Genomic DNA, 21,946 nt, shown 5'->3' with positions numbered 1-21,946 from the left:
CTGATCCCTTCATGTGTTACCCATCAAAAAAATATTAAGAAACAACACCTGATCGCTTCATAAATGATGAACTTAAGTACTTATGAAAATTACTACTTAAAAATTTCTCTACATCCATATAATGTTTAATAAAACAGAATTAAATGAAAAACTCACTGCTGAACTGCGTGAGATAGCAAAAACTCAGGGCATTCTAAATGCTGATGAATTGCGTAAGGCTGAACTTGTTGAAATTATTGCCCAGATAACAGAACAACAAGCAGAAGCTGAGTCTGCTCCTAAAGCAGCACCTGCTAAGCCTGCAAAAACTAAGGCGGTAAAAGACACCGCCCCAAAAAATAACCCGGCTAAAGAAAACGCGACTCCACAAGATGCCTCTCCTGCTCCTGTTGCAAACGCGCCAGCTGCAGCTCCTGTAAAAAAGGAACGTCAGGTAAAAGAACAAGTGGCAAAAGCTAGTCCCGCAGCAAATGTGGAAACTATTGAAAACGTTGTAGCTGTTGAGAACGTTGAAACCGTTGAGCCAAATGAAAAGGATGCTCAAGGTGACAAGCCTGCAAGAAAAAGGGTTCGTTTATCCCCTAAGGAAGCGGAAGAAAAAACACAAAGACCTTTTAACAGGGCTTCGTTGTTTGACCCTCAACCTGCTGGCCGCGAAAATTACAAACAAGACAGACCTTTTCAGGCCCCTGCTGAATCTTCAATAGAAGCAGTAGCTGCTCCGGCAGGAGAAGGTAACGCCGCCGCTGCTCCGACTGAATTTAAGACGAATGTCCCTGCAAACGCAGATCATAATAAAAAACAAAGACCACAAGAAAATAGACCTAAAAACCAAGGTAATCAAGGCAATAGTGGTGGTCAGCAAAAACAAAACGAAAACAGCTACTCCAATCTGGATTTCGACAATACCATCACCAATGAAGGTGTGTTAGAAATCATGCCTGATGGATATGGCTTTTTAAGATCTGCAGATTACAACTATCTTTCTTCACCGGATGATATTTATGTATCTCAATCTCAGATAAAATTATTTGGTTTAAAAACTGGTGATACTGTAAAAGGAAGCATCCGTCCACCAAAAGAAGGTGAAAAATATTTTCCATTGGTTAGGGTTGAAACAATTAACGGACGTTTACCTGCTGATGTAAGGGATCGTGTACCGTTTGATTACTTAACGCCACTATTCCCAACAGAAAGATTAAACCTGTTTACAGAAACCAATAACTACTCAACTCGTATCATCGACCTATTTACCCCAATTGGTAAAGGTCAGCGTGGTTTAATTGTAGCACAACCCAAAACCGGTAAAACCAATTTACTAAAAGAAGTTGCCAATGCAATTGCTAAAAATCACCCAGAGGTTTATCTGATCATTTTATTGATCGATGAGCGTCCGGAAGAGGTTACGGATATGGCTAGAAGTGTAAGAGCTGAGGTAATTGCCTCTACTTTTGATGAGCCAGCAGAACGCCACGTAAAAATCGCCAACATTGTGCTTGAAAAAGCAAAACGTTTGGTTGAATGTGGACATGATGTGGTTATCCTTTTAGACTCTATTACGAGGTTGGCAAGAGCTTACAACACAACTGCTCCTGCTTCTGGAAAAATCTTATCAGGTGGTGTTGATGCGAATGCATTACACAAGCCTAAACGTTTCTTCGGTGCGGCTCGTAACATTGAGAGAGGTGGTTCATTAACCATACTTGCAACTGCATTGACTGATACAGGTTCTAAAATGGATGAGGTAATCTTCGAAGAATTTAAAGGTACTGGTAACATGGAGCTTCAGTTAGATCGTAAATTATCTAACAAACGTATCTTCCCTGCTATCGACATTACCGCATCAAGTACACGTAGAGACGATCTGTTACATGACAGAGACACGTTACAACGTGTTTGGATCTTACGTAACCACTTGGCTGACATGAATGCTCAAGAAGCGATGGAGTTTGTTCAGGCCCAGATAAAAGGCACAAAATCGAATGAAGAGTTCTTAATTTCAATGAATAGCTAATTGTGCTAAAAAAACATATTCCAAATGCCATTACCTGTGCTAACCTATTTTCGGGTTGCATAGGTATTGTTTATGCCTTTAACGGATCGCTTGAAATCGCTGCATACTTTGTATTGCTTTCGGGTATATTCGATTTTTTTGATGGCTTTGTAGCCCGTTTACTGAACGTAAAATCGGCTATCGGTAAGGAACTGGATTCCCTGGCTGATGTGGTAAGCTTTGGTTTTTTACCGGGTATAGTGATGTTTCAATTGTTGAAACAAAGTGACTATACTTCCGAATATCTACCTTACTTCGGATTTATCATCACTGTATTTTCGGCACTAAGGCTAGCGAAATTCAATATTGACACCAGGCAAACAGAAGACTTCATTGGCTTAAATACGCCTATGAATACTTTGTTTATTGTATCGCTACCATTTATACAAAAGGATTATCCTTCAGTTATCGGTTCAGCGCCATTACTAGTCGGACTTATTGTATTGTTAAGTTGGTTATTGGTTAGCGAGATTAAGATTTTTTCACTTAAATTCAGTTCAACAAGCTGGGAACAGAATAAAATAAAATACATCTTCCTTATCTTATCGGTATTGCTTATTGCCTTTTTAAAGTTTGCAGCTGTCCCACTTATACTTGTTTTGTATATCGGACTATCTGTTATTCATTTTAAGGGTACAACGGATAAATAGATCTTAAAACGGCTAAAGTTCGTTTTGAAGACCTACTTTAGCCTCATCAAGTTGAGTATACAATAGCTCAACAAAAGAGCTGATTTCCTGAAATGCTGTTGGCAACTCCTCTATATTCTTAAGGTCTCTGGCATTGTTTTCCATCATTTGCATATGATCTTTTGCGTCTTCACGACCTACATAAGAAAATGTTGGCTTTATTTTATGTGCACAATTAGATACCCTTGGCCAATCCTTATCCTCAATAGCCTTCCCTAAATCGGCCATATACAGAGGTGTTTGGACTTTAAACATATCTATCATTTCTATGATAAATTCAGCGCTATCACCAGACATATCCCTCAAATAGGAAAGATCCAATGGTTCATTATTTTTTTGTACGTTTATCATCATAGACAAAACTAACGAATTATACTTTTGATACCGACAAATTATCACTTAATCTTTCTAATATTTCCGATACACTTAGCTTAAGTGCAGGATGAATGTGTTTGGGTGCAATTTCGGCTAATGGTTCCAATACAAATTTCCTGTACTGCATTTGGGGATGAGGAATCTGCAACTTCTCCCCCATATCCACAATCCTGTCACCATAAAAAATAACGTCAATATCGATCAGTCTTGAACCCCACTTTTGAAGCCTCACTCTTCCAAGTTCCAACTCTATTTCTAAAGCTTTTTCAAGTACCTCCATTGGGCTGAGCCTAGTTTTAACCCCTACAGCAATATTCAAGAAAACCGGTTGATCTTCGACGCCCCAGGCTGCTGTTTCGTAAACTGATGATTTCTGAAAAATAGGTCCAATATACCGCTCAATTTCCTTTAAAGCATCATTTATGAGTGTATTTCGATCTCCCAAATTACTTCCCAGTAACAAATAAACAATTTCACTATCCAATTCCATACAAAGGCCCAATTAAAAAGGCAAACTTATCAACCTTTAATTATCTTTACAAATTAACTATTTACCTGTCACATGAGAGAATTTTTCAAATATGTTTTCGCAACAGTTATTGGAGTTGTTATTTCAATGGTACTGTTTTTAATCTTTTTTATAGTACTAATTGTCGGTATTGTAAAGTCTTCGCTGAAGGAAGATAAAGTCAGTGTAGCCAAAAATTCGGTGCTATTCCTAAACCTGGATCAGGCCATCACAGAACGTACATCGGAAGATCCGCTTTCTAAATTGCCTGTCCTGGGATCTGATGGAGACAAAAGTATTGGCTTTAACGATGTGATTCATGCCTTGAAAGAGGCAAAAACGGACGACAACATCAAATGTGTTTACATTAATGTAAGTTCACCTCATGCTGGTTTTGCAACTATGCTCGAAATCAGAAATGCATTGATTGATTTCAAAAAGAGCAAAAAGAAAATCATAGCATATAGCGAAGTTTATACCCAGGGTGCTTACTACCTAGCCTCTGTTGCAGATAAAGTTTATTTAAATCCGGAAGGTGCTTTAGAATTTAAAGGCCTAAAATCTGAGACCATGTTTTTTAAAGGCACGCTTGATAAGCTAGGTATTGAAGCTCAAATTGTGAGGGTGGGAAATTATAAAAGCGCTGTAGAGCCTTTCTTTACAGATAAAATGAGTGATAAAAACCGCGAACAGGTAACCGCTTACATACATGGCTTATATGAAACTTTTCTGGATGGCATTTCCAAAAACAGAAACATCAGTACGGCTACATTACATCAACTTGCAGACGATTATAAAATCCAACAGCCGAACGATGCAGTTGCCTATAAAATGATTGATGGTCTGAAATACAAAGATGAAATTATTGATGAATTGAAATCACTTAGTGGAACGGATAAAAAGAAGGAGCTTAAAACGGTTACCATTAATGAATATGCGAGAAATATAACGGACGATCCCGACAAGTCAGCTAAAAATAAAGTCGCTGTAATTTATGCAAATGGCGATATTACTGGTGGCGAAGGATCTGATACAAAAATCGGTTCCGAACGCATTTCAAGAGTCATTAGAAGGGCTCGTTTAGACAGCAGCATTAAAGCAATTGTTTTAAGAGTTAACTCTCCGGGAGGCAGTGCCTTAGCATCTGATGTAATTTGGAGAGAAATTATATTAACGAAAAAAGTGAAACCAGTAATCGCTTCTTTTGGTGATGTTGCCGCCTCTGGTGGTTATTATATTGGTTGTGCTGCCGATTCTATTTTTGTACAGCCTAATACAATTACCGGTTCTATTGGTGTATTTGGTGTGATCCCAAATCTTCAGAAATTTTATAATGAAAAGCTGGGGATAACTTTTGATGGTGTTAAAACAGGTAAATATGCCGACATCATGAGCACCGACCGTCCAATGACTGCAGGTGAGCGTTTAATTATACAAAACGACGTAAACCGTGTATATGACGCCTTCACCACGCGCGTAGCAAACGGACGTAAAAAATCAAAAGCATACATCGACAGTATTGCCGGTGGAAGAGTTTGGGTAGGTACTGATGCCGTTAGAATTGGTTTGGCCGACAGAACTGGTAGCTTTAATGATGCGATCGTTTCTGCAGCTAAAAAAGCTAAAGTAAAAGATTATAGTGTTATTGAATATCCTGAAATGCTGGATCCATTTAAAACATTAATGGAAAACACTACTGATAAGGTTAAAACCTATTATACGAAACAAGAACTTGGTGCCAGTTACACCATTTATGAGCAAATAAAATCGGTAATATCCAGATCTGGAATACAAGCCAGAATGCCATTCGAAATTAAAGTTCAGTAAAATAAGCTTCTATAGTAAAACATAAGCCATCGTTTCAAAAAAGCGATGGCTTTTTATTAATTTAGCATCCCATGGAAAATAAGACCATTGCCCGTACCCTACGCCTGCTTTCTCAATTGATGGAACTTCACAATGAGAATCCTTTTAAAATTAAATCAGTAGCCAATGCTGCTTTTAAGGTTGATAAATTACCGTATGCCATTCAGGGCAAAACTCTGGAAGAAATAGGCCAGATTGATGGGCTAGGCAAAAGTATATCTGCCAAGGTATGGGAATTGTTGGAAACTGGTACAATGGCCGAACTACAAGCAATCCTTGCGGAAACTCCGGAAGGCATTGTCGAAATGTTGGGAATTAAAGGCATTGGACCAAAAAAGATTGTCGTGATCTGGAAAGATCTTGGCATTGAAAACATTGGAGAACTGTATTATGCCTGCAACGAAAACAGATTAATTGAAGCCAAAGGTTTCGGGTTAAAAACCCAGGAAGAAATTAAAAAGATCATTGAGTTCAAAATGGCTGCGCAGGGTAAATTCTTATACGCCCATGTTGAAGCATTGGTCAATAAACTATATGCAGATCTTGCTGTTTGGTTAAACACGGTTTCAGGTGATCCTTTACTTGGCATAGCTGGTGATTATCGTCGTTGCGTAGAAATTATTGAGGAAATTGAACTGGTTATTGGTGCCAATAGCCCAGAGGAGATACAGGAAAAAATAACAGCATTTAAGTCGATGGGCTTTGAGCTGCAGGCCGATGGAACTTACCTAAGCCACAGTGAATTGGGATTAAAAATTATACTTACCGTTGTTCAAAAAGCTGATTTCTACCTCAATTGGTTTAAACTTACAGGTAATGTGCAACATGTAAATGAAGTATTAACATTGGCTGGAGAAGGCCCTTTTGAAGACGAACAGGCTATCTACACAAAAGCCGGTTTAGCTTTTGTAGCACCAGAACTAAGAGAAGGACTTGACGAAATTTTACTTGCCAAAGAAAATAAGTTACCACTGTTAATTACAGATGAGAATTTGAAAGGAACCTTACACAACCACTCTACCTGGAGTGATGGGGTGCATACGCTTGAAGAAATGGCAGTGTATTGTAAGGATACCCTTAAACTGGAATATTTGGGGATGTGCGATCACTCTAAATCCGCCTTTTATGCCAATGGATTAAACGAGCAGCGAATTTATGCGCAACATCAGGAAATCGATGCCTTAAATGCTAAACTTGCTCCTTTCCGTATTTTTAAAGGCATAGAAAGTGACATCTTATATGACGGCTCGCTGGATTATAGTGATGACATCCTTAAAACTTTCGACTTTGTGGTTGCTTCTGTCCACAGTATTTTAAAGATGAATGAGGAAAAGGCGACTTCAAGGCTTATTACAGCGATTGAAAACCCATATACAACCATCTTGGGACACCCTACCGGTAGATTGTTATTGAGCAGAAAAGGTTATCCAATCAATTATGCTAAAGTAATTGATGCTTGTGCTGCAAATAATGTGGTGATAGAGATCAATGCAAATCCACTTAGGCTGGATCTCGACTGGCGCTGGCATCGTTATGCGCTTGAAAAAGGCGTACTGCTTTCCATCAATCCGGATGCGCATAGAAAAGAGGGATTCCATGATATGCATTATGGTGTACTCATTGGCAGAAAAGGTGGCTTAACCGCAAAACAATGTTTAAATGCCTTTTCATTGCAAGATATCTCTCAATACTTCGATAATAAAAAATAGTTACCTTACCTTTGAGCCATGATTAGTAAGCTTTGCAATAAAATATTCGGAGAGGCGATTAATGATTATCACATCCATAACAATATAGACCAGCCTATTGAAAACACATACCGCATCAGTTCTATTGAACATTTGCTGTATTTAAAATGTTGGATAGATACCGTTCAATGGCACATGGAAGATGTAGTGCGCAATCCTGCAATCGACCCGGTTGAAGGATTACAATGGAAAAGACGCATAGATGCATCCAACCAGGAACGTACTGATGTTGTGGAGTATATTGACAGCTATTTTTTGGAAGAATACAAAGACACTAAGCCAAATGCAGATGCCAAAATCAACTCTGAAAGCCCTGCCTGGGTGATAGACAGACTATCTATCCTAGCTTTAAAGGTTTACCATATGAGGGAGGAAACTTTGCGTACTGATGCATCCGAAGAGCATAAAACGCTTTGTACACAAAAACTTAACATACTGTTAAACCAACAAGCGGATCTTTCTAATAGCTTAGATGAATTGATACAGGACATTGAGCGTGGTGCTAAATACATGAAAGTTTATAAACAAATGAAAATGTATAATGACCCTAGCCTAAACCCTGTCCTTTACAACCCAAATAATGAATGACAGGCAGAAATAAAATATTGGTAATTCGTTTCTCTGCAATGGGAGATGTAGCCATGACAGCCCCCGTATTAAAAGAATTTATACGGGACTATCCTGATACAGAATTACTAATGGTTAGCCGGACTTTATTTAAACCTTTCTTTAATGACATTCCGAATCTAAGTTTTTATCCCTTTGATCCGAAAGTAAAGCATAAGGGTTTTTTGGGATTAGTTAAGCTGTTTATTGCACTTAGAAAAGAAGGTATCACTGCCGTTGCAGATCTACACAATAACCTAAGAAGTAAAGTATTGCGCAATTTATTTCTACTTGCAGGGATAAAAATCGCGGTGCTTGACAAAGGACGAAAAGAAAAAACGGAGTTAACTCGTAAAGAAAATAAGCTGTGCAAGCAGCTTAAACCTACAATAAATCGCTACGCCGATGTATTCAAAGCACTAGGCTTTCCATTTGTCCTTAAAAATTCCTTAGAAAAACGCACTCCAGATACATTACCAGACGAAATATTTCCCTTTGCCCCGCTTCCAAAAGCAAAAAAATGGATAGGTATAAGCCCTTTTGCTCAACATCAGCAAAAGGTTTATCCTTTACTTAAAATGGAAACGGTGTTACTCGCTTTGGCAAATGCAGGACATCAACTTTTTATTTTTGGCGGCTCGGAAGAAGAAGAACAAATCGCTCTTCAATGGGAGAAACAGCACAAAAACATTACATCTGTTGTAAAAAAAATCAAGTTAGCGGATGAACTGAAGCTCATTTCAAACCTGGATGTGATGCTTAGCATGGATTCTTCAGGTATGCACCTTGCATCATTAAAAAACATCCCCGTAGTTTCTGTTTGGGGTGCAACCCATCCCTATGCCGGTTTTTTAGGCTACGGTCAATCTATAAATGATGCAGTACAAATCGATCTTTATTGCAGACCTTGCTCGATATATGGCAATATCCCTTGTTATAGAGGAGACTTTGCTTGCATGAACAATTTATCAGAATCAGTTGTTATAAATACAGTATTAAAAAAACTCGACAATGGCTAAAAAACTTCTATTGGTTAGACATGGTAAATCAGAATGGGGAAATGCCCATCTTGCAGATTTTGACAGACCTTTGAACCCAAGGGGGCACAGAAATGCACCAGAAATGGCGGCAAGGTTGCTTCAAAAAAACCTTGTCCCACAACAAATAGTAAGTAGTCCGGCATTAAGAGCCATTACCACTGCTAAGCATTTTGCTCAGGCATGGAAAAAATCTACAGAACAAATAAAAGAGGATCCTTCAATTTACGAAGCCAATATTAAAACGTTATTGAAAGTGATCAATAACTTCAGCAATAAGCACGACTACATTGCTGTTTTTGGGCACAATCCAGGATTCACGGATTTGGCCAATGACCTTAGTGATGCAGATATCTATAACATCCCAACCTGTGGTACAGTATTGATAGAATTTGAGATTGACGATTGGGCACTGGTAAGCCACCATACCGGTAAGCTTCTCCAGTTTGATTACCCTAAAAGTCTAAACGACGATTAAAAATGTAGGTGTTTAACCGTAAGTCCATTATTGATTAACTGTTTCAACGAATCAATCCCGATTTTAAGATGTGTTTCCACATAAGTTGAAGTCACATTACTATCGCTTTCCGTTGTTTTTACCCCTTCAGGAATCATCGGTTGGTCTGAAACCAATAACAAAGCTCCTGTTGGAATTTTATTCGCAAAGCCAGTTGTAAAAATAGTTGCCGTTTCCATATCTACAGCCATTGCCCTTAAACTTTTAAGGTATTTCTTAAAGGTTTTATCGTGTTCCCAAACTCTACGATTAGTGGTATAACAAGTTCCCGTCCAGTAATCTCTTGAATGATCACGTATAGTGGTCGAAATAGCCTTCTGTAACGCAAAAGCAGGCAGGGCCGGCACTTCTGCTGGTAGGTAATCATTAGAGGTTCCCTCGCCTCTTATAGCGGCTATAGGCAAAATCAAATCACCCAACTGATTCTTCTTCTTCAGTCCACCACATTTACCTAAAAATAATACTGCTTTGGGATGGATGGCAGTAAGCAGATCCATCATAGTCGCAGCTAGCGGACTACCCATTCCAAAATTTATAATAGTAATCCCGTTAGCTGTTACGCTCTGCATTGGTTTGTCAATACCCATTATTGGCGCATTGTCATGCCATTCAGAGAACATCTGCACATATTTACTAAAGTTTGTCAGCAATATATACTGGCCAAAATCTTCTAGCGGTCTACCTGTATATCTCGGCAACCAGTTCTTTACAATCTCTTCTTTGGATTTCAAACCTTTCCTTACAGGTGATTCTACTTCCTTTACTCTTTTTTTCTTTTCCGAAGCTTGTTCCTCTTTCTTTACATCTTTTTCTTCGTTCATATATTCTCCTTTCTTAAATAACAATATAAAAAAAAATCCCCGGTAAACCGGGGATTAAATTTCTAAGCAGCTTTTAACTTTTTAAAGTCGGCCTTCTCAAATTTCTCCACCGCATAATCGAGTGTAATGTTCAATTCCTTGACACTCGTATCCGAAGGGATATCAAACATGGCATCCAACATAATGGCTTCGCAAATGGAACGTAGTCCCCTTGCACCTAGTTTATATTCCATAGCTTTATCAACTATAAAATCTAAAACATCATTATCAAATGAAAGTTTCACATTCTCCAGTTCAAACAATTTTACATACTGACGGAACAAAGAGTTCTTAGGTTCAGTAAGAATATTGCGCAAAGCTTGTTTATCCAATGGATTAAGGTGTGTTAAAACAGGCACACGACCAATTAACTCAGGTATTAAACCAAATGATTTCAAATCCTGAGGTGTAATGTACTTGTACAAGTTTTTAAGATCAAGCTCAGCATCATCTTTTTTAACCTTATACCCTACTGCCTGGGTACGCAATCTGTTGGCAATTTTACGTTCAATACCATCAAATGCACCACCACAAATAAATAAGATATTATTGGTGTTCACAGGGATCATTTTCTGATCTGGGTGTTTACGACCACCTTGAGGTGGAACATTAACTACGGTACCCTCTAAAATCTTCAACAGAGCCTGTTGTACGCCTTCTCCTGACACATCACGAGTAATAGAAGGATTATCACTTTTACGTGCAACCTTATCTACTTCATCAATGTATACAATTCCACGTTCTGCAGAAGCCACATCATAATCAGCAGCTTGTAGTAAACGGGTTAGAATACTCTCCACATCTTCACCAACATAGCCCGCCTCAGTAAGTACTGTTGCATCGCAAATGCAAAAAGGCACATGCAATATCTTAGCTATAGTTTTTGCCAATAAGGTTTTACCGGTACCGGTTTCACCTACAAGCATGATGTTAGACTTTTCGATCTCTACTTCATCTCCTTTATCAACCTTCTGACCTAACCTTTTATAGTGATTATACACTGCTACCGCAAGTACTTTTTTAGCATCATCCTGACCAATAACATATTGATCAATATGTGCCTTAATTTCCTGTGGCTTCAATAATGTAATCGAAGTATCTAAAGGTTTCGATTTTTTATTCCCTAGTTCTTGTACCAGTAGCTGATTGGCCTGGGTTACACATTTATCGCAGATAAACGCATCCAGTCCCTCAATAAGCATTAAAGTATCCTGCTTACCTGAACCACAAAAAGAACAACGAGATTCTTTACTTTGTTTTGCCATTTTTTAGTCTTTGTTGCTAGCACCTAGCACTTCATCAATCATTCCGAAGCCTTTTGCTTCGTCAGCTTTCATCCAGTAATCACGGTCTGAAGCCTTTTCTACCCACTCATACGATTGCCCAGAATGGGTTGCTATAATATCGTATAACTCTTTTTTCAATTTAAGCATCTCTCTCAGGTTGATCTCCATATCCGAAGCAACACCTTGTGCGCCACCCGAAGGTTGGTGAATCATCACACGTGAGTGAGGCAATGCTGCACGTTTTCCTTTAGCACCAGCAACCAATAGTACTGCACCCATAGATGCCGCCATACCTGTACAGATAGTAGCCACATCCGGTGTGATATACTGCATGGTATCATAAATACCTAAACCTGCATATACCGAACCGCCAGGTGAGTTGATATAAATCTGGATATCTCTATTGTTATCCGTTGATTGTAAAAACAACAATTGTGCCTGAATAATATTTGCATTTCCATCATAAATGGCATCACCTAAAAAGATGATACGATCCATCATCAAACGCGAGAACACGTCCATTTGAGCAACATTCAGCTGACGTTCCTCAATAATATAAGGAGTCATGCTTTTTGGTGAATTGTTGGTTGCACCAATATAACGATCAACATTTAAACCATTAATGCGGTGATGTTTAACTGCGTATTTTCTAAATTCGTCTTTATCTATCTTCATGATTTGTAATTGTTATGTTAATCAAAATGTAGTTTCTTTTATAGGAAAACTCCATCCTGTATTTTTTTATTCTCCAATACTAATAAAACTAAATTGGTAATTTATTGTGGTATTGTAAAATTTGAATCCCTTTTATATAAATAAGGCGGCCTTAAATAAAGCCGCCTTATCTGTTATTCTATTAAAAATTAAAACTTTACCGTTAAAAACGGTGCTTATTTTAACTCTATAAATTTATTATAAGCTATTTCTTTTTGTTCTAAAGTAGCAACTGACTGAATGTATTCGAAAACTTTAAGCGCTTTCACCTCATCAAAGATACGGTTTGCATTGTCTTTCTCTTTCAAGAAAGTAGCCGTATACTGTGCCAATTGATCTTCAGGCATTGGACTTGGGCTATACATTCTGAATTGGGCATCTAAACGTTGTTTAGCTGTCTGAAATACATCTTCATATTTAATTTCGATGCTATTGTCTTTAATCAATTTATTCTCGATTAAAGTCCATTTCAGGTTTTTAGCAAAATCATCATAACCTTCAGCCAATTCCTCTTCGGTTAATTTTTCGTTAGTAGCTTTTAACCACTTACGTAAAAACGCATCAGGTAATTCAATATTTACACTTTCAATCAGTTTAGTGTAGATGTCGTTTTGCAGTTTGCGATCAGCATCCTGTTTAAACATACTTTCAATTTCCTCAGTGATTTTAGCGGTAAAACCAGCCTCGTCAGTCACTATACCTTCACCAAATATTTTATCAAAGAACTCCTGGTTTAAATCAGCTTCCTCTAAACGGTTTACATTTTTAACCGTTACCTGGAATTTCGATTGTAAATCTTTAGCATCTTCTTCGCTGATGTTTAATAATTTGGCAATGATCACCTCATTTTTATCAAAAGCTTTCTGAACATCAAGTTCTACAACATCATCCTTTTTTAAACCGATTAAAGATTTTAAAATCTTTTTATCTGTAACCTGATCTAAACGAATAGATCCTGTCTGTGTAATTCCACCTTCAAAAACTGAACCATCTGCCGAAAGTTGTACTAATTCTGCATAAAGGACATCATCTTCTGCCGAAACTTCCGGGTTTGTCATTTTGCCATAGCTTCTGCGGATATTTTTGATACGTGCAGCAAGCGTTTCAGCATCAGCTTTAACGTTATATTGAGTAAACTTATCCTTAGAAGTGATGGTTACATCAATTGCCGGAGCAAGTCCTAATTCATAATCAAATTCAAACTCGTCTGTGTTATCCCATTTGAATTCTTTAGAATCATCCATTACAGGTAAAGGTTGACCAAGAATTTCTACTTTATTGTCTGTAAGGTGTTTGTTTAACGTCTCACTTAACAAATTATTGATTTCTTCTACAAGAATGCTTCTGCCGTACATCTTTTTGATGTGGGCTGCAGGAACCATTCCTTTACGGAAACCTGGAAGCGTCGCTTTTTTAGCTTGTTCTTTTATAGCTTTATCAACTTTTTCAGTATAATCTTCAGGCGCAATCTTAATTTTTACAACCGCGTTTAAGTCGTTAATTTTTTCCTGTGTAATGTTCATCTTTCTGAATCAATAATTATTAATGTCTATATACAAAAAATCCCCCGGGTTGCGGAGGAAGTTTACTGCGGAAGATCAAATCCAATCTACCGCTCAAATCTCCCTTTCGAGGGCGCAAATATATGCTTTTTTGTTGATTTCAAAGCCTATAATTTAAAATATTATGCCGGCACATCGCCTGATCTTCAGTGCTCCAAATGCATATAAGATACCTCTTCACAAGATTGAGGCTCCTGCACACGAATACACCTCTATTCATCTACATTCCCTTGCAATCCGCAATGGAGATTTAAGGAAGTCGGTTGATTTTCGGCATCATTACTAATAGTGACTCCATACTAAGTCCATGTTAAGTCCATGTCAACTCCATATTTTTATATAAATACTTGGATTTAATATGAATATTATATAGATTTGATATGTAGTTATATCGAGACGACACCGAACCTATTATATTCACACGCTTAACTCATTAACATTATGGCCACAATTGATGGTAAATTCATTCGCGGAGCTGCCGGGAATGTTATATTTAGAAAACAAGGCAAAAAACAAATTGTACAAGGCAAGTCTAAAAAGGAACAAATAGACATGACACAGGCAACATTTGATGCGGCTTTTGTTTTTGGACGCGCAAGTACATTGGCATTTTACTTAAGAGCTAGTGCAGATAACATTATACGTTTCAAGGACGGGGGAATGATCTCAAGGTTTACCGGCGAATGCAATCAGATTCTCCAGAAAGCTTCTACGGGTAAAGATAACGTCTTCGACTTCAGTCAGGATTACTTTAGCCGTCTCAATGGTTTTGAATTTCACGCCGAATCGCCGGTAAAAAACTATTTATTTGCGCAACCCATGGTCAGCCTTTCCGAACAACAGGTAACCATAGAGCTGCCGGAGATGCAGATTCCCAAAGATTTAAAATTTCCGACAAAGGCCAGATATTGCATCGTTGCTTTTTGCGTAACGTTATTTGACCTCAACAATGACAGATATGAAACTCAGGAAATACAGTCCTTTGAAATTGAGCTCAACCACCAGCCCTTTACAGTTCCTGCACAACAATTGAATTTTAAAGGGGCTCCCGGTGCGCTGTCTGTAATTACCCTGGGCTTATATTATTTGGAAAAAACATTCGCCGGTAAAGAGGTGATTAACAATAAAGACCTAAGCCCGTCAGCGGTATTAAAAGCAGCATTTTGTCCGGGAGAAATCGAAATCCAGGAAACATGGAGTACAATGGTATTTAACGAAAAAAAGAAACGAAAGAAGTTAAATAAGAAGAAAAAAAAGACACCTGATCAGTAAGCTGTACTAAATTCAGGATCAAGACCAAATTTTCTCCCCAGCCCGACCAGCCGCTAAAAAATACCCATAAAGAAAAAAGACAGCTTTTCGGGCTGTCTTTAGTCATTGTGCGGAAGAAGGGACTCGAACCCCCACGCCGTGAAGCGCCAGATCCTAAGTCTGGTGCGGCTACCAATTACGCCACTTCCGCAGTTAGGATGTCCCCTTTCGGGATTGCAAATGTAGATATTATTTTTATAAGTCAAAAAGATTTCTGAATTATATTCAACAGCTTTAGTTAACCAACTGGTTTACAGGAAAAATATTTTTAATTTTATTTTCCAGCTTTTAGTACACGCAGGCTATGAAGCCATTTTTACAATAATTCTTTTTGCAATTGAAACAGATATTGAACGGCTTTAACTAGCCTACTTCCATACCAGGAAAACATTTCGCCATCAACAAGCATTACCTTGGCATCGGGAATCAAAGCTCTAATTTCTTGCAGATGCTTTTCTTTAAAAGGATAAGGCTCCGAAGAAAGAAAAACCAGGTCCGGTTTTAAAATCACGAGCTCTTTTAACTCTAATTCAGGATATCGACTTTGCTTAATCACATTTTGCAATCCGTTTAAAGTCAAAATATCATCAATAAAAGTATTCCTCCCTGCCAGCATGTAAGGATCCTTCCATATCAAATAAGCTACCTTTTTATCAATTCCTTGCTGTAGTGCTAATGTCTGTAAATCACTAAATCCTGCATTGATTAAATGATTTAAATATGCGGCCTCAGGCTGTCGATCAACTAACGCTCCTATTTGATTTATTGTACTTTTAGCGTCTTCCAAATTATAAATATCACTCATCCAAACCGGAAACTCTTCCATCAGCTCCTCTATCTGAGCTTGCGTATTCTCTTCTTTGTTTCCAATGATCAAATCTGGCTTTAAACTGCGGATCAGTTCAATATTTAATTTCTTAGTCCCCCCTACTTTTGTGCGTTCTGCAAATTTCCCTACAGGATGAATGCAAAATTTAGTCAAACCAACCACCTCCTTATCCAAACCTAAATCAAATAATAACTCTGTTTGAGATGGAACTAAGGAAACAATCCTTTTGGGCGGATAATTAAATTGAATGGTATTACCCAACTGATCTGTAAAACTGCGTTGCATAATACAAATATAAGCACTCTCCAGCTACATTTTTAACCCGCTTTAAATCGCCTATTTTTCCGCACGGGTGTGGAAACTTCTTTATCCGATAAGCGTTTATCGGATTAGCTGTTCAAATATTTACTTTTCTTAAAGCTACGTCCATTCCTGATCAAATAAGCATGATAAAAGCTTGGAACATCGTGTGTCCACTTCGGCAAAAGTAAAATGATAAGCAGTACATCTATATGAGAAATCAGGCCCACTATGATGGTTACATTTAACGACCAGCCACCATATCCAAAAGCAAGCAGGGAAGTAAATGCTGCCAGCAATGTAAGTCCCCACATTTTTGAAACAAAGGCATGGGTACAGGTTTCCTTTCCAAACTTTATAATACTGGTCATATAACAAACCGCTTCCATAATGATCAGCAGAACAACTCCATATATTTTGTCAGATATCGCTTCAGGATAAATTAAATAACAGCTAATAGCTACAGCAATCCAGAATATTAAGTCAGTCTGACTGTCTAATCGGCGCATCTTTTCAGTAGACAACCCTTGCTTTCTTGCGATTATACCATCAAAAATATCAGATATCAACCCCAGATACATTAAAATGAGGATCAGAAAACGACTTTCTGATCCCCAATAAAAGCCTAAGCCCAATATTACAGGTGCCAATAATAACCTGAATAATATTAACAGATAGGGTATACTCATCAAATCACCGTTCCATTTGGAATAACAGCGCCCTTTTTAACCACAACTATACCATCCTTTACGGTATACAATGGATGGTCGCCATCAGGCAAATGGTCGCCCCCAATAATTTGCACATCATTTCCGATCCTGCAATTCTTATCAACCAAGACATTTATAATCCTGCATCTTTCACCTATTCCGATCAAAGGTTTTTGCTTCTCTTTCTCCTCTTCAATTTCCTGCAAAGTCTGGTACCGATCGCTACCCATGACATAAGCATTCTCAATTACTGTATCTACCCCTATTCTTGAGCGGATCCCAATCACGGCGTGTTTAATCTCTTTAGCTTGTAAAATGCAACCCTCAGCAATTACGGCCTTATTTAATGTTGTGCCTAATATTTTTGAAGGTGGCAACATCCTTGGCCTTGTAAATATACTTTGGTGGCTATTAAACAAGTCAAATTTAGGGATATCATCAGTCAGTCCCAGATTGGCTTCAAAAAAGGAAGCAATTGTCCCTATGTCCGTCCAATAGCCTTCGTACTGAAAACTCAATACTTTATTATATGCCATTGCCCTTGGGATAATTTCTTTACCAAAATCCTTCTCATCAGGGTTATCTAACAGGATTTTAACCAGCAAATCCCTGTTGAAAATATAAATACCCATTGAAGCCAAATAATCGCGCCCCTCTGCCTGCATTTCTGCACCAGTATCAGACGACCAGTCCGGCAGCAATTCAGCAGCAGGCTTTTCTATAAAAGAGGTAATAAAACTATCCTCATTAACCTTTAATATCCCAAAATCCGTAGCATCTTTTGCAGTTACCGGAATTGTAGCAATACTTACTTCTGCACCTTTACTAGCATGCTCCTGCACCATTTTATTGAAATCCATCTGATACAACTGATCACCAGATAAAATCAATGCATACTCAAACTCATGATTCAGCAAATGATGCATAGTTTGTCTAACCGCATCTGCTGTTCCCTGAAACCAGGTTGGATTATCAGGCGTTTGCTCAGCAGCAAGAATATCAACAAATGCCGAACTAAAATGGCTAAAATGATAAGTGTTTTTAATGTGTTTGTTTAATGATGCAGAATTGAATTGCGTTAAGACAAACATCCTGTGTATGCCAGAATTTAGGCAGTTAGAGATTGGAATGTCTACCAACCGATATTTCCCCCCTATTGGTACCGCTGGTTTAGAGCGGGTTTGCGTTAATGGCGCCAGCCTTGAACCTTGACCGCCGCCAAGGATTACCCCCAATACATTGTCAGTCATAGTTTTTCATCTAGTTTATATATTCGTTTTCGTGATGAAGCTATCATGTAGCCATGATGGTTTCATTTTATATTTGGTATAGATCTATATATTGTTGCGCTGCCTTATCCCATGAATGATCCAGCTGCATTATAAACTTACGTATTTCTTTTACCTCTTTTGCATTCTGATATAAATCATATGCCCGGCCTATAGCATGTCCCACATCCCAAACACTGCTCTGATCATGACAAATACCAAAACCACCATCTCCAATATCAATCACGGTATCTTTTAGTCCGCCAACTCTCCTCACAATAGGAATCGTTCCATACCTTAAAGCATACATCTGATTTAAACCACAGGGCTCTACCCTACTTGGCATCAGCAGAAAATCTGCCCCTGCATAAATCTGGTGCGACAAATGTTCATTATATCCAATGTAAACATTGTAATTTCCCGGGAAGGCTTCTTTCAATTGCCATAACCGACCTTCTACCTGCGGGTCACCAGATCCAAGTACCAATACATTTATTTCTCCGTTATGAGTGATTAAAGCGTTATAAAATATATCAGGCAGCAAATCAGCACCCTTTTCACCCACCAACCGACCAATAAAAGTAAACAATGGTTTTTCCGGATCGAGATTAAAAACCTTACAAAGCGCTTCTTTATTTGCCTGCTTTCCGGCGTCTACGGTACGTAGGGTAAATTTTTTCTCCAGCATGGGATCCGTCTGCGGATTCCAGACTTCATTGTCAATTCCATTAAGGATACCGAAGGACTTACTACGCTCCTGGGCAAGCAAATCTTCCAGTCCGTTTGCTTTAAAGCTGATCTCATCCAAATAGCTCGGAGAAACTGTTGTAACCCGCCATGCACATTTAATGGCCGCAGCTAATGGATTAATAGCCCCCTTCCAATCCAACTGACCAGATTTCCACAAATCAAAAGTCGGAATATAATGGAGCTTATCCCAACCAAACTGCCCCTGATATTGAGCATTGTGAATGGTTAAAACGGTAGGAATATGGCTTAAACTTTTAAACTGATGACAATAAGCAACCATAAAGGGTACCAATCCGGTATGATGGTCATGGCAATGGATTACATCAGGACGATGTTCCCATTGGGCCATCCAATCGAGCACAGCGATCTGATAAGCCAGAAAACGTTCCGTATCATCGTCGTACCCGTACACCATCTCCCTGTCCAATAGGCCGGCAATGTGAACAAGATATAGGTCAAAGCCCAATTTATTGGTCTTCTCCCTAAATATCTTTACGGTAAAGTTATGAAAGCCGAGTTTACCCCAGCCATCATAAACTACCTCAAATTCATTCTCTTGTATAAACTTGTTTTGATATGCAGGCATTACTACCTTAGCAACATGCCCAAGCTTGTTTTGATACTTTGGCAAGGCACCCACAACGTCACCTAAACCACCAACTTTAGCTATAGGATAACATTCTGCACTAAGGTGTATAATCTCCATAATTCGAGGCTTTAAAAATCACCTCAAAATAGCGATTACAATAACGAATGCAAATATTTAACGTAAATAAATTATTTAAATATAATTTAATCCGCTATAGCCCTAAACATCAATGCTGCAGCTGTTAAATTGGTTCTGCTATCAATCAAAATGGCCGCACCATTCGCTTTATTATCTGTATACAAATCAAATGCAAGTTCATCTGCTGTTTTCAGAACGATTCGTCCAATATCATTCAATTTAAAATCATGCGCTTCTTGTTTTTCCAGCGTATTAATATCCACTTTGTAAACAATTTCAGAGATTTTACATTTCGTTATTTTGCTATTGTGCTGCAACAGATAAGTAATGCTGTCATCAAGTGGTCGAGCATCCATCCAGCAAACATCAGCTTCTATCAGTTTAGAGTTTTGTGGTAGATGGTCAGAATTAACCAATACATCGCCCCTACTGATATCTATATTATCTTTCAAATGAAGCGTTACCGACTGTCCCGCAAATGCAGTGGCAGGTTGCTGATCAAATATTTCTATTCTTTCGATCACGGAGCTGCTTCCAGATGGCAAAACGGTCACCTTATCATTTACATTAAATTCGCCACTTAAAATACGACCAGCATAACCTCTGTAATCATGCAGCTCATCTGTCTGTGGCCTTACAACCCATTGTACAGGCATACGTGCAAGATCAGACTCTGCCCCCGTTTCTACATCAACGGTTTCCAGAAAATGTAATAAACTACGACCATGGTACCAAGCCATATTTTCGGATTCATTTACCACATTATCACCTTTTAAAGCACTTACAGGAATAAAATTCACATCCTTTAAATTCAATTGAGCTGCCAACGTTTTATACTTATCAGTAATCGCTGTGAATACGGTTTCGCTGTATCCCACCATATCCATTTTATTTAAACACACCACTACATGCTCAATCCCCAATAAGGACACCAAATACGAATGGCGGATAGTTTGCTCAACTACACCATTTCTGGCATCAATTAAAATGATAGCCAATTTGGCTGTAGATGCTCCGGTAACCATGTTACGGGTGTACTGAATGTGCCCCGGGGTGTCAGCAATAATAAATTTACGTTTATCCGTCTGAAAATATTTGTAAGCTACATCAATGGTGATTCCCTGCTCACGTTCTGCCCTTAAACCATCCGTTAAAATGGCCAGGTCAATTGTTCCGTCATCATTTTTACGGTTAGATTGCTGTAAAGCTTCTAATTGATCTGCAAGGATGGAATCCGTATCGTATAACAACCTTCCAATAAGCGTGCTCTTACCATCATCAACACTACCGGCTGTAAAAAATTTAAGTATATTCATTAAAAGTATCCTCCCTTTTTGCGGTCTTCCATAGCAGCTTCCGAAACTTTATCGTCCATGCGGGCACCTCGTTCACTAATTTTTGATGCGCTGATTTCTTCAATAATTATATCGATCTGATCAGCATCAGATTCAACCGCAGCAGTACAGCTCATATCACCAACTGTACGGAACCTTACTTTTTTATGTTCAACAACGTCCTCTTCGTCCATATTTAAAAATGGAGAAGCCGCCATTAACTGCCCATTACGGGTAATCACATCTCTGTAATGAGCAAAATAGATCGAAGGCAAGCTTATATTTTCTCTTTTGATATAGTTCCAGACATCAAGCTCTGTCCAGTTACTGATCGGAAATACCCGTACGTTTTCGCCTTTATGGATCCGACCATTGTAAATGTTCCATAACTCTGGACGCTGACGCTTAGGATCCCACTGACCAAACTCATCTCTTACCGAAAAAATACGTTCCTTAGCACGCGCTTTTTCTTCATCTCTCCTGGCACCACCAATACAGGCATCAAAACCGTGCAGCGCGATGGTATCTAAAAGGGTAACAGTTTGCAAAGCATTTCTGCTGGCATTTTTACCTGTTTGCTCCACCACCTTTCCCTGATCAATGGACTCCTGAACGCTACCTACAATTAGTTTTTCGCCCAATCGTTGCACCATCTCATCACGGTAAGTAATGGTTTCCTCGAAGTTATGCCCAGTATCAATGTGTACAAGTGGAAAAGGAAATTTACCCGGTCGGAAAGCTTTTTCAGCTAAGCGCACCAATGTAATAGAATCCTTACCCCCTGAAAACAGTAAAGCCGGTTTTTCAAATTGCCCTGCAACCTCACGTAATATGTGAATAGCCTCGGCCTCTAATTCGTCTAAATAATCTAAATTATACTTACTCATATCCTGTTG

At 38.6% G+C, this 21,946-nt stretch carries 20 protein-coding genes and 1 tRNA gene; 8 read left to right on the top strand and 13 right to left on the bottom strand.

The window, feature by feature from the left end:
* The first annotated feature begins 121 nt into the window (after positions 1-121).
* Together rho and pssA are read left to right on the top strand one after the other, a co-directional pair.
* Positions 122-2,014 (top strand): transcription termination factor Rho, encoded by a 1,893-nt coding sequence (rho, locus tag BLS35_RS06810; protein WP_090779146.1) that lies wholly within the window; start codon positions 122-124, stop codon positions 2,012-2,014.
* A gap of 2 nt (positions 2,015-2,016) precedes the next feature.
* A complete protein-coding gene (gene pssA, locus BLS35_RS06805) occupies positions 2,017-2,703 on the top strand; it encodes a CDP-diacylglycerol--serine O-phosphatidyltransferase (RefSeq protein WP_090779144.1) in 687 nt (228 codons plus the stop codon).
* A 12-nt stretch (positions 2,704-2,715) separates the two neighbouring features.
* On the opposite strand, the gene BLS35_RS06800 is transcribed toward pssA, so the two are convergent.
* Both BLS35_RS06800 and folK read right to left on the bottom strand, forming a co-directional pair.
* Positions 2,716-3,096 carry an Hpt domain-containing protein gene (locus tag BLS35_RS06800; RefSeq protein WP_090779142.1) on the bottom strand — a complete coding sequence of 127 codons (381 nt, stop codon included), beginning with the start codon at positions 3,094-3,096 and terminating at the stop codon, positions 2,716-2,718.
* Between the two features lie 16 nt (positions 3,097-3,112).
* Positions 3,113-3,607, bottom strand: coding sequence for a 2-amino-4-hydroxy-6-hydroxymethyldihydropteridine diphosphokinase (folK, locus tag BLS35_RS06795; RefSeq protein WP_090779140.1), 495 nt, complete (start codon positions 3,605-3,607; stop codon positions 3,113-3,115).
* 72 nt (positions 3,608-3,679) lie between these two features.
* On the opposite strand from folK, the gene sppA reads away from it, so the two are divergent.
* The 5 genes from sppA (at position 3,680) to BLS35_RS06770 (ending at position 9,360) form a co-directional block, all read left to right on the top strand.
* Entirely contained in the window at positions 3,680-5,452 is a 1,773-nt protein-coding gene (gene sppA, locus BLS35_RS06790) for a signal peptide peptidase SppA (RefSeq protein WP_090779138.1), read from the top strand.
* 71 nt (positions 5,453-5,523) lie between these two features.
* Positions 5,524-7,200, top strand: a complete 1,677-nt coding sequence (locus BLS35_RS06785) for a DNA polymerase/3'-5' exonuclease PolX (protein ID WP_090779136.1) — start codon at positions 5,524-5,526, stop codon at positions 7,198-7,200.
* A gap of 18 nt (positions 7,201-7,218) precedes the next feature.
* Positions 7,219-7,827, top strand: a complete 609-nt coding sequence (locus BLS35_RS06780; RefSeq protein ID WP_090779134.1) for a DUF4254 domain-containing protein — start codon at positions 7,219-7,221, stop codon at positions 7,825-7,827.
* A 38-nt stretch (positions 7,828-7,865) separates the two neighbouring features.
* A complete protein-coding gene (locus BLS35_RS06775; protein ID WP_254778713.1) occupies positions 7,866-8,864 on the top strand; it encodes a glycosyltransferase family 9 protein in 999 nt (332 codons plus the stop codon).
* Positions 8,857-9,360, top strand: a complete 504-nt coding sequence (locus BLS35_RS06770) for a SixA phosphatase family protein (RefSeq protein ID WP_090779130.1) — start codon at positions 8,857-8,859, stop codon at positions 9,358-9,360. Before BLS35_RS06775 ends, BLS35_RS06770 begins: the two co-directional genes overlap by 8 nt.
* Here the strand turns inward: BLS35_RS06770 and BLS35_RS06765 are convergent.
* The 4 genes from BLS35_RS06765 to tig all read right to left on the bottom strand — a co-directional run bounded on the left by BLS35_RS06765 (position 9,357) and on the right by tig (position 13,782).
* A complete protein-coding gene (locus BLS35_RS06765; protein ID WP_175459576.1) occupies positions 9,357-10,220 on the bottom strand; it encodes an AMP nucleosidase in 864 nt (287 codons plus the stop codon). The two genes, BLS35_RS06770 and BLS35_RS06765, sit on opposite strands and share 4 nt — an antisense overlap.
* Positions 10,221-10,282: 62 nt before the next feature.
* Positions 10,283-11,524, bottom strand: coding sequence for an ATP-dependent Clp protease ATP-binding subunit ClpX (gene clpX, locus BLS35_RS06760; protein ID WP_090779128.1), 1,242 nt, complete (start codon positions 11,522-11,524; stop codon positions 10,283-10,285).
* Between the two features lie 3 nt (positions 11,525-11,527).
* A complete protein-coding gene (gene clpP / locus BLS35_RS06755; protein ID WP_090779126.1) occupies positions 11,528-12,220 on the bottom strand; it encodes an ATP-dependent Clp endopeptidase proteolytic subunit ClpP in 693 nt (230 codons plus the stop codon).
* 215 nt (positions 12,221-12,435) lie between these two features.
* On the bottom strand, positions 12,436-13,782 hold the full coding sequence (gene tig, locus BLS35_RS06750) for a trigger factor (RefSeq protein WP_090779123.1): 1,347 nt from the start codon (positions 13,780-13,782) through the stop codon (positions 12,436-12,438).
* 480 nt (positions 13,783-14,262) lie between these two features.
* Here tig and BLS35_RS06745 point away from each other — a divergent pair, with 480 nt between their 5' ends.
* Positions 14,263-15,093, top strand: a complete 831-nt coding sequence (locus BLS35_RS06745; protein WP_090779121.1) for a hypothetical protein — start codon at positions 14,263-14,265, stop codon at positions 15,091-15,093.
* Between the two features lie 108 nt (positions 15,094-15,201).
* On the opposite strand, the gene BLS35_RS06740 is transcribed toward BLS35_RS06745, so the two are convergent.
* The 7 genes from BLS35_RS06740 to cysD all read right to left on the bottom strand — a co-directional run bounded on the left by BLS35_RS06740 (position 15,202) and on the right by cysD (position 21,937).
* Positions 15,202-15,283 (bottom strand) — tRNA-Leu (locus BLS35_RS06740).
* Between the two features lie 165 nt (positions 15,284-15,448).
* A complete protein-coding gene (locus BLS35_RS06735; RefSeq protein WP_090779119.1) occupies positions 15,449-16,246 on the bottom strand; it encodes an ABC transporter substrate-binding protein in 798 nt (265 codons plus the stop codon).
* 104 nt (positions 16,247-16,350) lie between these two features.
* On the bottom strand, positions 16,351-16,950 hold the full coding sequence (locus BLS35_RS06730) for a CDP-alcohol phosphatidyltransferase family protein (RefSeq protein ID WP_090779117.1): 600 nt from the start codon (positions 16,948-16,950) through the stop codon (positions 16,351-16,353).
* Positions 16,950-18,221 carry a glucose-1-phosphate adenylyltransferase gene (locus tag BLS35_RS06725; protein WP_090779115.1) on the bottom strand — a complete coding sequence of 424 codons (1,272 nt, stop codon included), beginning with the start codon at positions 18,219-18,221 and terminating at the stop codon, positions 16,950-16,952. Before BLS35_RS06725 ends, BLS35_RS06730 begins: the two co-directional genes overlap by 1 nt.
* 67 nt (positions 18,222-18,288) lie before the next feature.
* The gene (locus tag BLS35_RS06720; RefSeq protein WP_090779112.1) at positions 18,289-19,695 is read right to left on the bottom strand and encodes a glycogen synthase; all 1,407 of its coding nucleotides are present in this window, start codon (positions 19,693-19,695) and stop codon (positions 18,289-18,291) included.
* An 86-nt stretch (positions 19,696-19,781) separates the two neighbouring features.
* Complete coding sequence (locus BLS35_RS06715; protein ID WP_090779110.1) at positions 19,782-21,032, bottom strand: sulfate adenylyltransferase subunit 1; 1,251 nt, start codon at positions 21,030-21,032, stop codon at positions 19,782-19,784.
* Positions 21,032-21,937 (bottom strand): sulfate adenylyltransferase subunit CysD, encoded by a 906-nt coding sequence (cysD, locus tag BLS35_RS06710; RefSeq protein WP_090779108.1) that lies wholly within the window; start codon positions 21,935-21,937, stop codon positions 21,032-21,034. Before cysD ends, BLS35_RS06715 begins: the two co-directional genes overlap by 1 nt.
* Positions 21,938-21,946: the final 9 nt, after the last annotated feature.

The sequence above is a fragment of the Pedobacter sp. ok626 genome, from assembly GCF_900100435.1.
In the GTDB taxonomy this organism is placed as follows: domain Bacteria; phylum Bacteroidota; class Bacteroidia; order Sphingobacteriales; family Sphingobacteriaceae; genus Pedobacter.
The sequence above is the reverse complement of the archived record's forward strand: the minus strand, read 5'-3'. Positions and strand labels throughout refer to the sequence as shown.

Coding starts and splice junctions, on each gene's coding strand:
- rho (WP_090779146.1), top strand. CDS start 122: ATGTTTAATAAAACAGAATTAAATGAAAAACTCACTGCTGAACTGCGT.
- BLS35_RS06800 (WP_090779142.1), bottom strand. CDS start 3,096: ATGATGATAAACGTACAAAAAAATAATGAACCATTGGATCTTTCCTAT.
- folK (WP_090779140.1), bottom strand. CDS start 3,607: ATGGAATTGGATAGTGAAATTGTTTATTTGTTACTGGGAAGTAATTTG.
- sppA (WP_090779138.1), top strand. CDS start 3,680: ATGAGAGAATTTTTCAAATATGTTTTCGCAACAGTTATTGGAGTTGTT.
- BLS35_RS06785 (WP_090779136.1), top strand. CDS start 5,524: ATGGAAAATAAGACCATTGCCCGTACCCTACGCCTGCTTTCTCAATTG.
- BLS35_RS06780 (WP_090779134.1), top strand. CDS start 7,219: ATGATTAGTAAGCTTTGCAATAAAATATTCGGAGAGGCGATTAATGAT.
- BLS35_RS06775 (WP_254778713.1), top strand. CDS start 7,866: ATGGGAGATGTAGCCATGACAGCCCCCGTATTAAAAGAATTTATACGG.
- BLS35_RS06770 (WP_090779130.1), top strand. CDS start 8,857: ATGGCTAAAAAACTTCTATTGGTTAGACATGGTAAATCAGAATGGGGA.
- BLS35_RS06765 (WP_175459576.1), bottom strand. CDS start 10,220: ATGAACGAAGAAAAAGATGTAAAGAAAGAGGAACAAGCTTCGGAAAAG.
- clpX (WP_090779128.1), bottom strand. CDS start 11,524: ATGGCAAAACAAAGTAAAGAATCTCGTTGTTCTTTTTGTGGTTCAGGT.
- clpP (WP_090779126.1), bottom strand. CDS start 12,220: ATGAAGATAGATAAAGACGAATTTAGAAAATACGCAGTTAAACATCAC.
- tig (WP_090779123.1), bottom strand. CDS start 13,782: ATGAACATTACACAGGAAAAAATTAACGACTTAAACGCGGTTGTAAAA.
- BLS35_RS06745 (WP_090779121.1), top strand. CDS start 14,263: ATGGCCACAATTGATGGTAAATTCATTCGCGGAGCTGCCGGGAATGTT.
- BLS35_RS06735 (WP_090779119.1), bottom strand. CDS start 16,246: ATGCAACGCAGTTTTACAGATCAGTTGGGTAATACCATTCAATTTAAT.
- BLS35_RS06730 (WP_090779117.1), bottom strand. CDS start 16,950: ATGAGTATACCCTATCTGTTAATATTATTCAGGTTATTATTGGCACCT.
- BLS35_RS06725 (WP_090779115.1), bottom strand. CDS start 18,221: ATGACTGACAATGTATTGGGGGTAATCCTTGGCGGCGGTCAAGGTTCA.
- BLS35_RS06720 (WP_090779112.1), bottom strand. CDS start 19,695: ATGGAGATTATACACCTTAGTGCAGAATGTTATCCTATAGCTAAAGTT.
- BLS35_RS06715 (WP_090779110.1), bottom strand. CDS start 21,032: ATGAATATACTTAAATTTTTTACAGCCGGTAGTGTTGATGATGGTAAG.
- cysD (WP_090779108.1), bottom strand. CDS start 21,937: ATGAGTAAGTATAATTTAGATTATTTAGACGAATTAGAGGCCGAGGCT.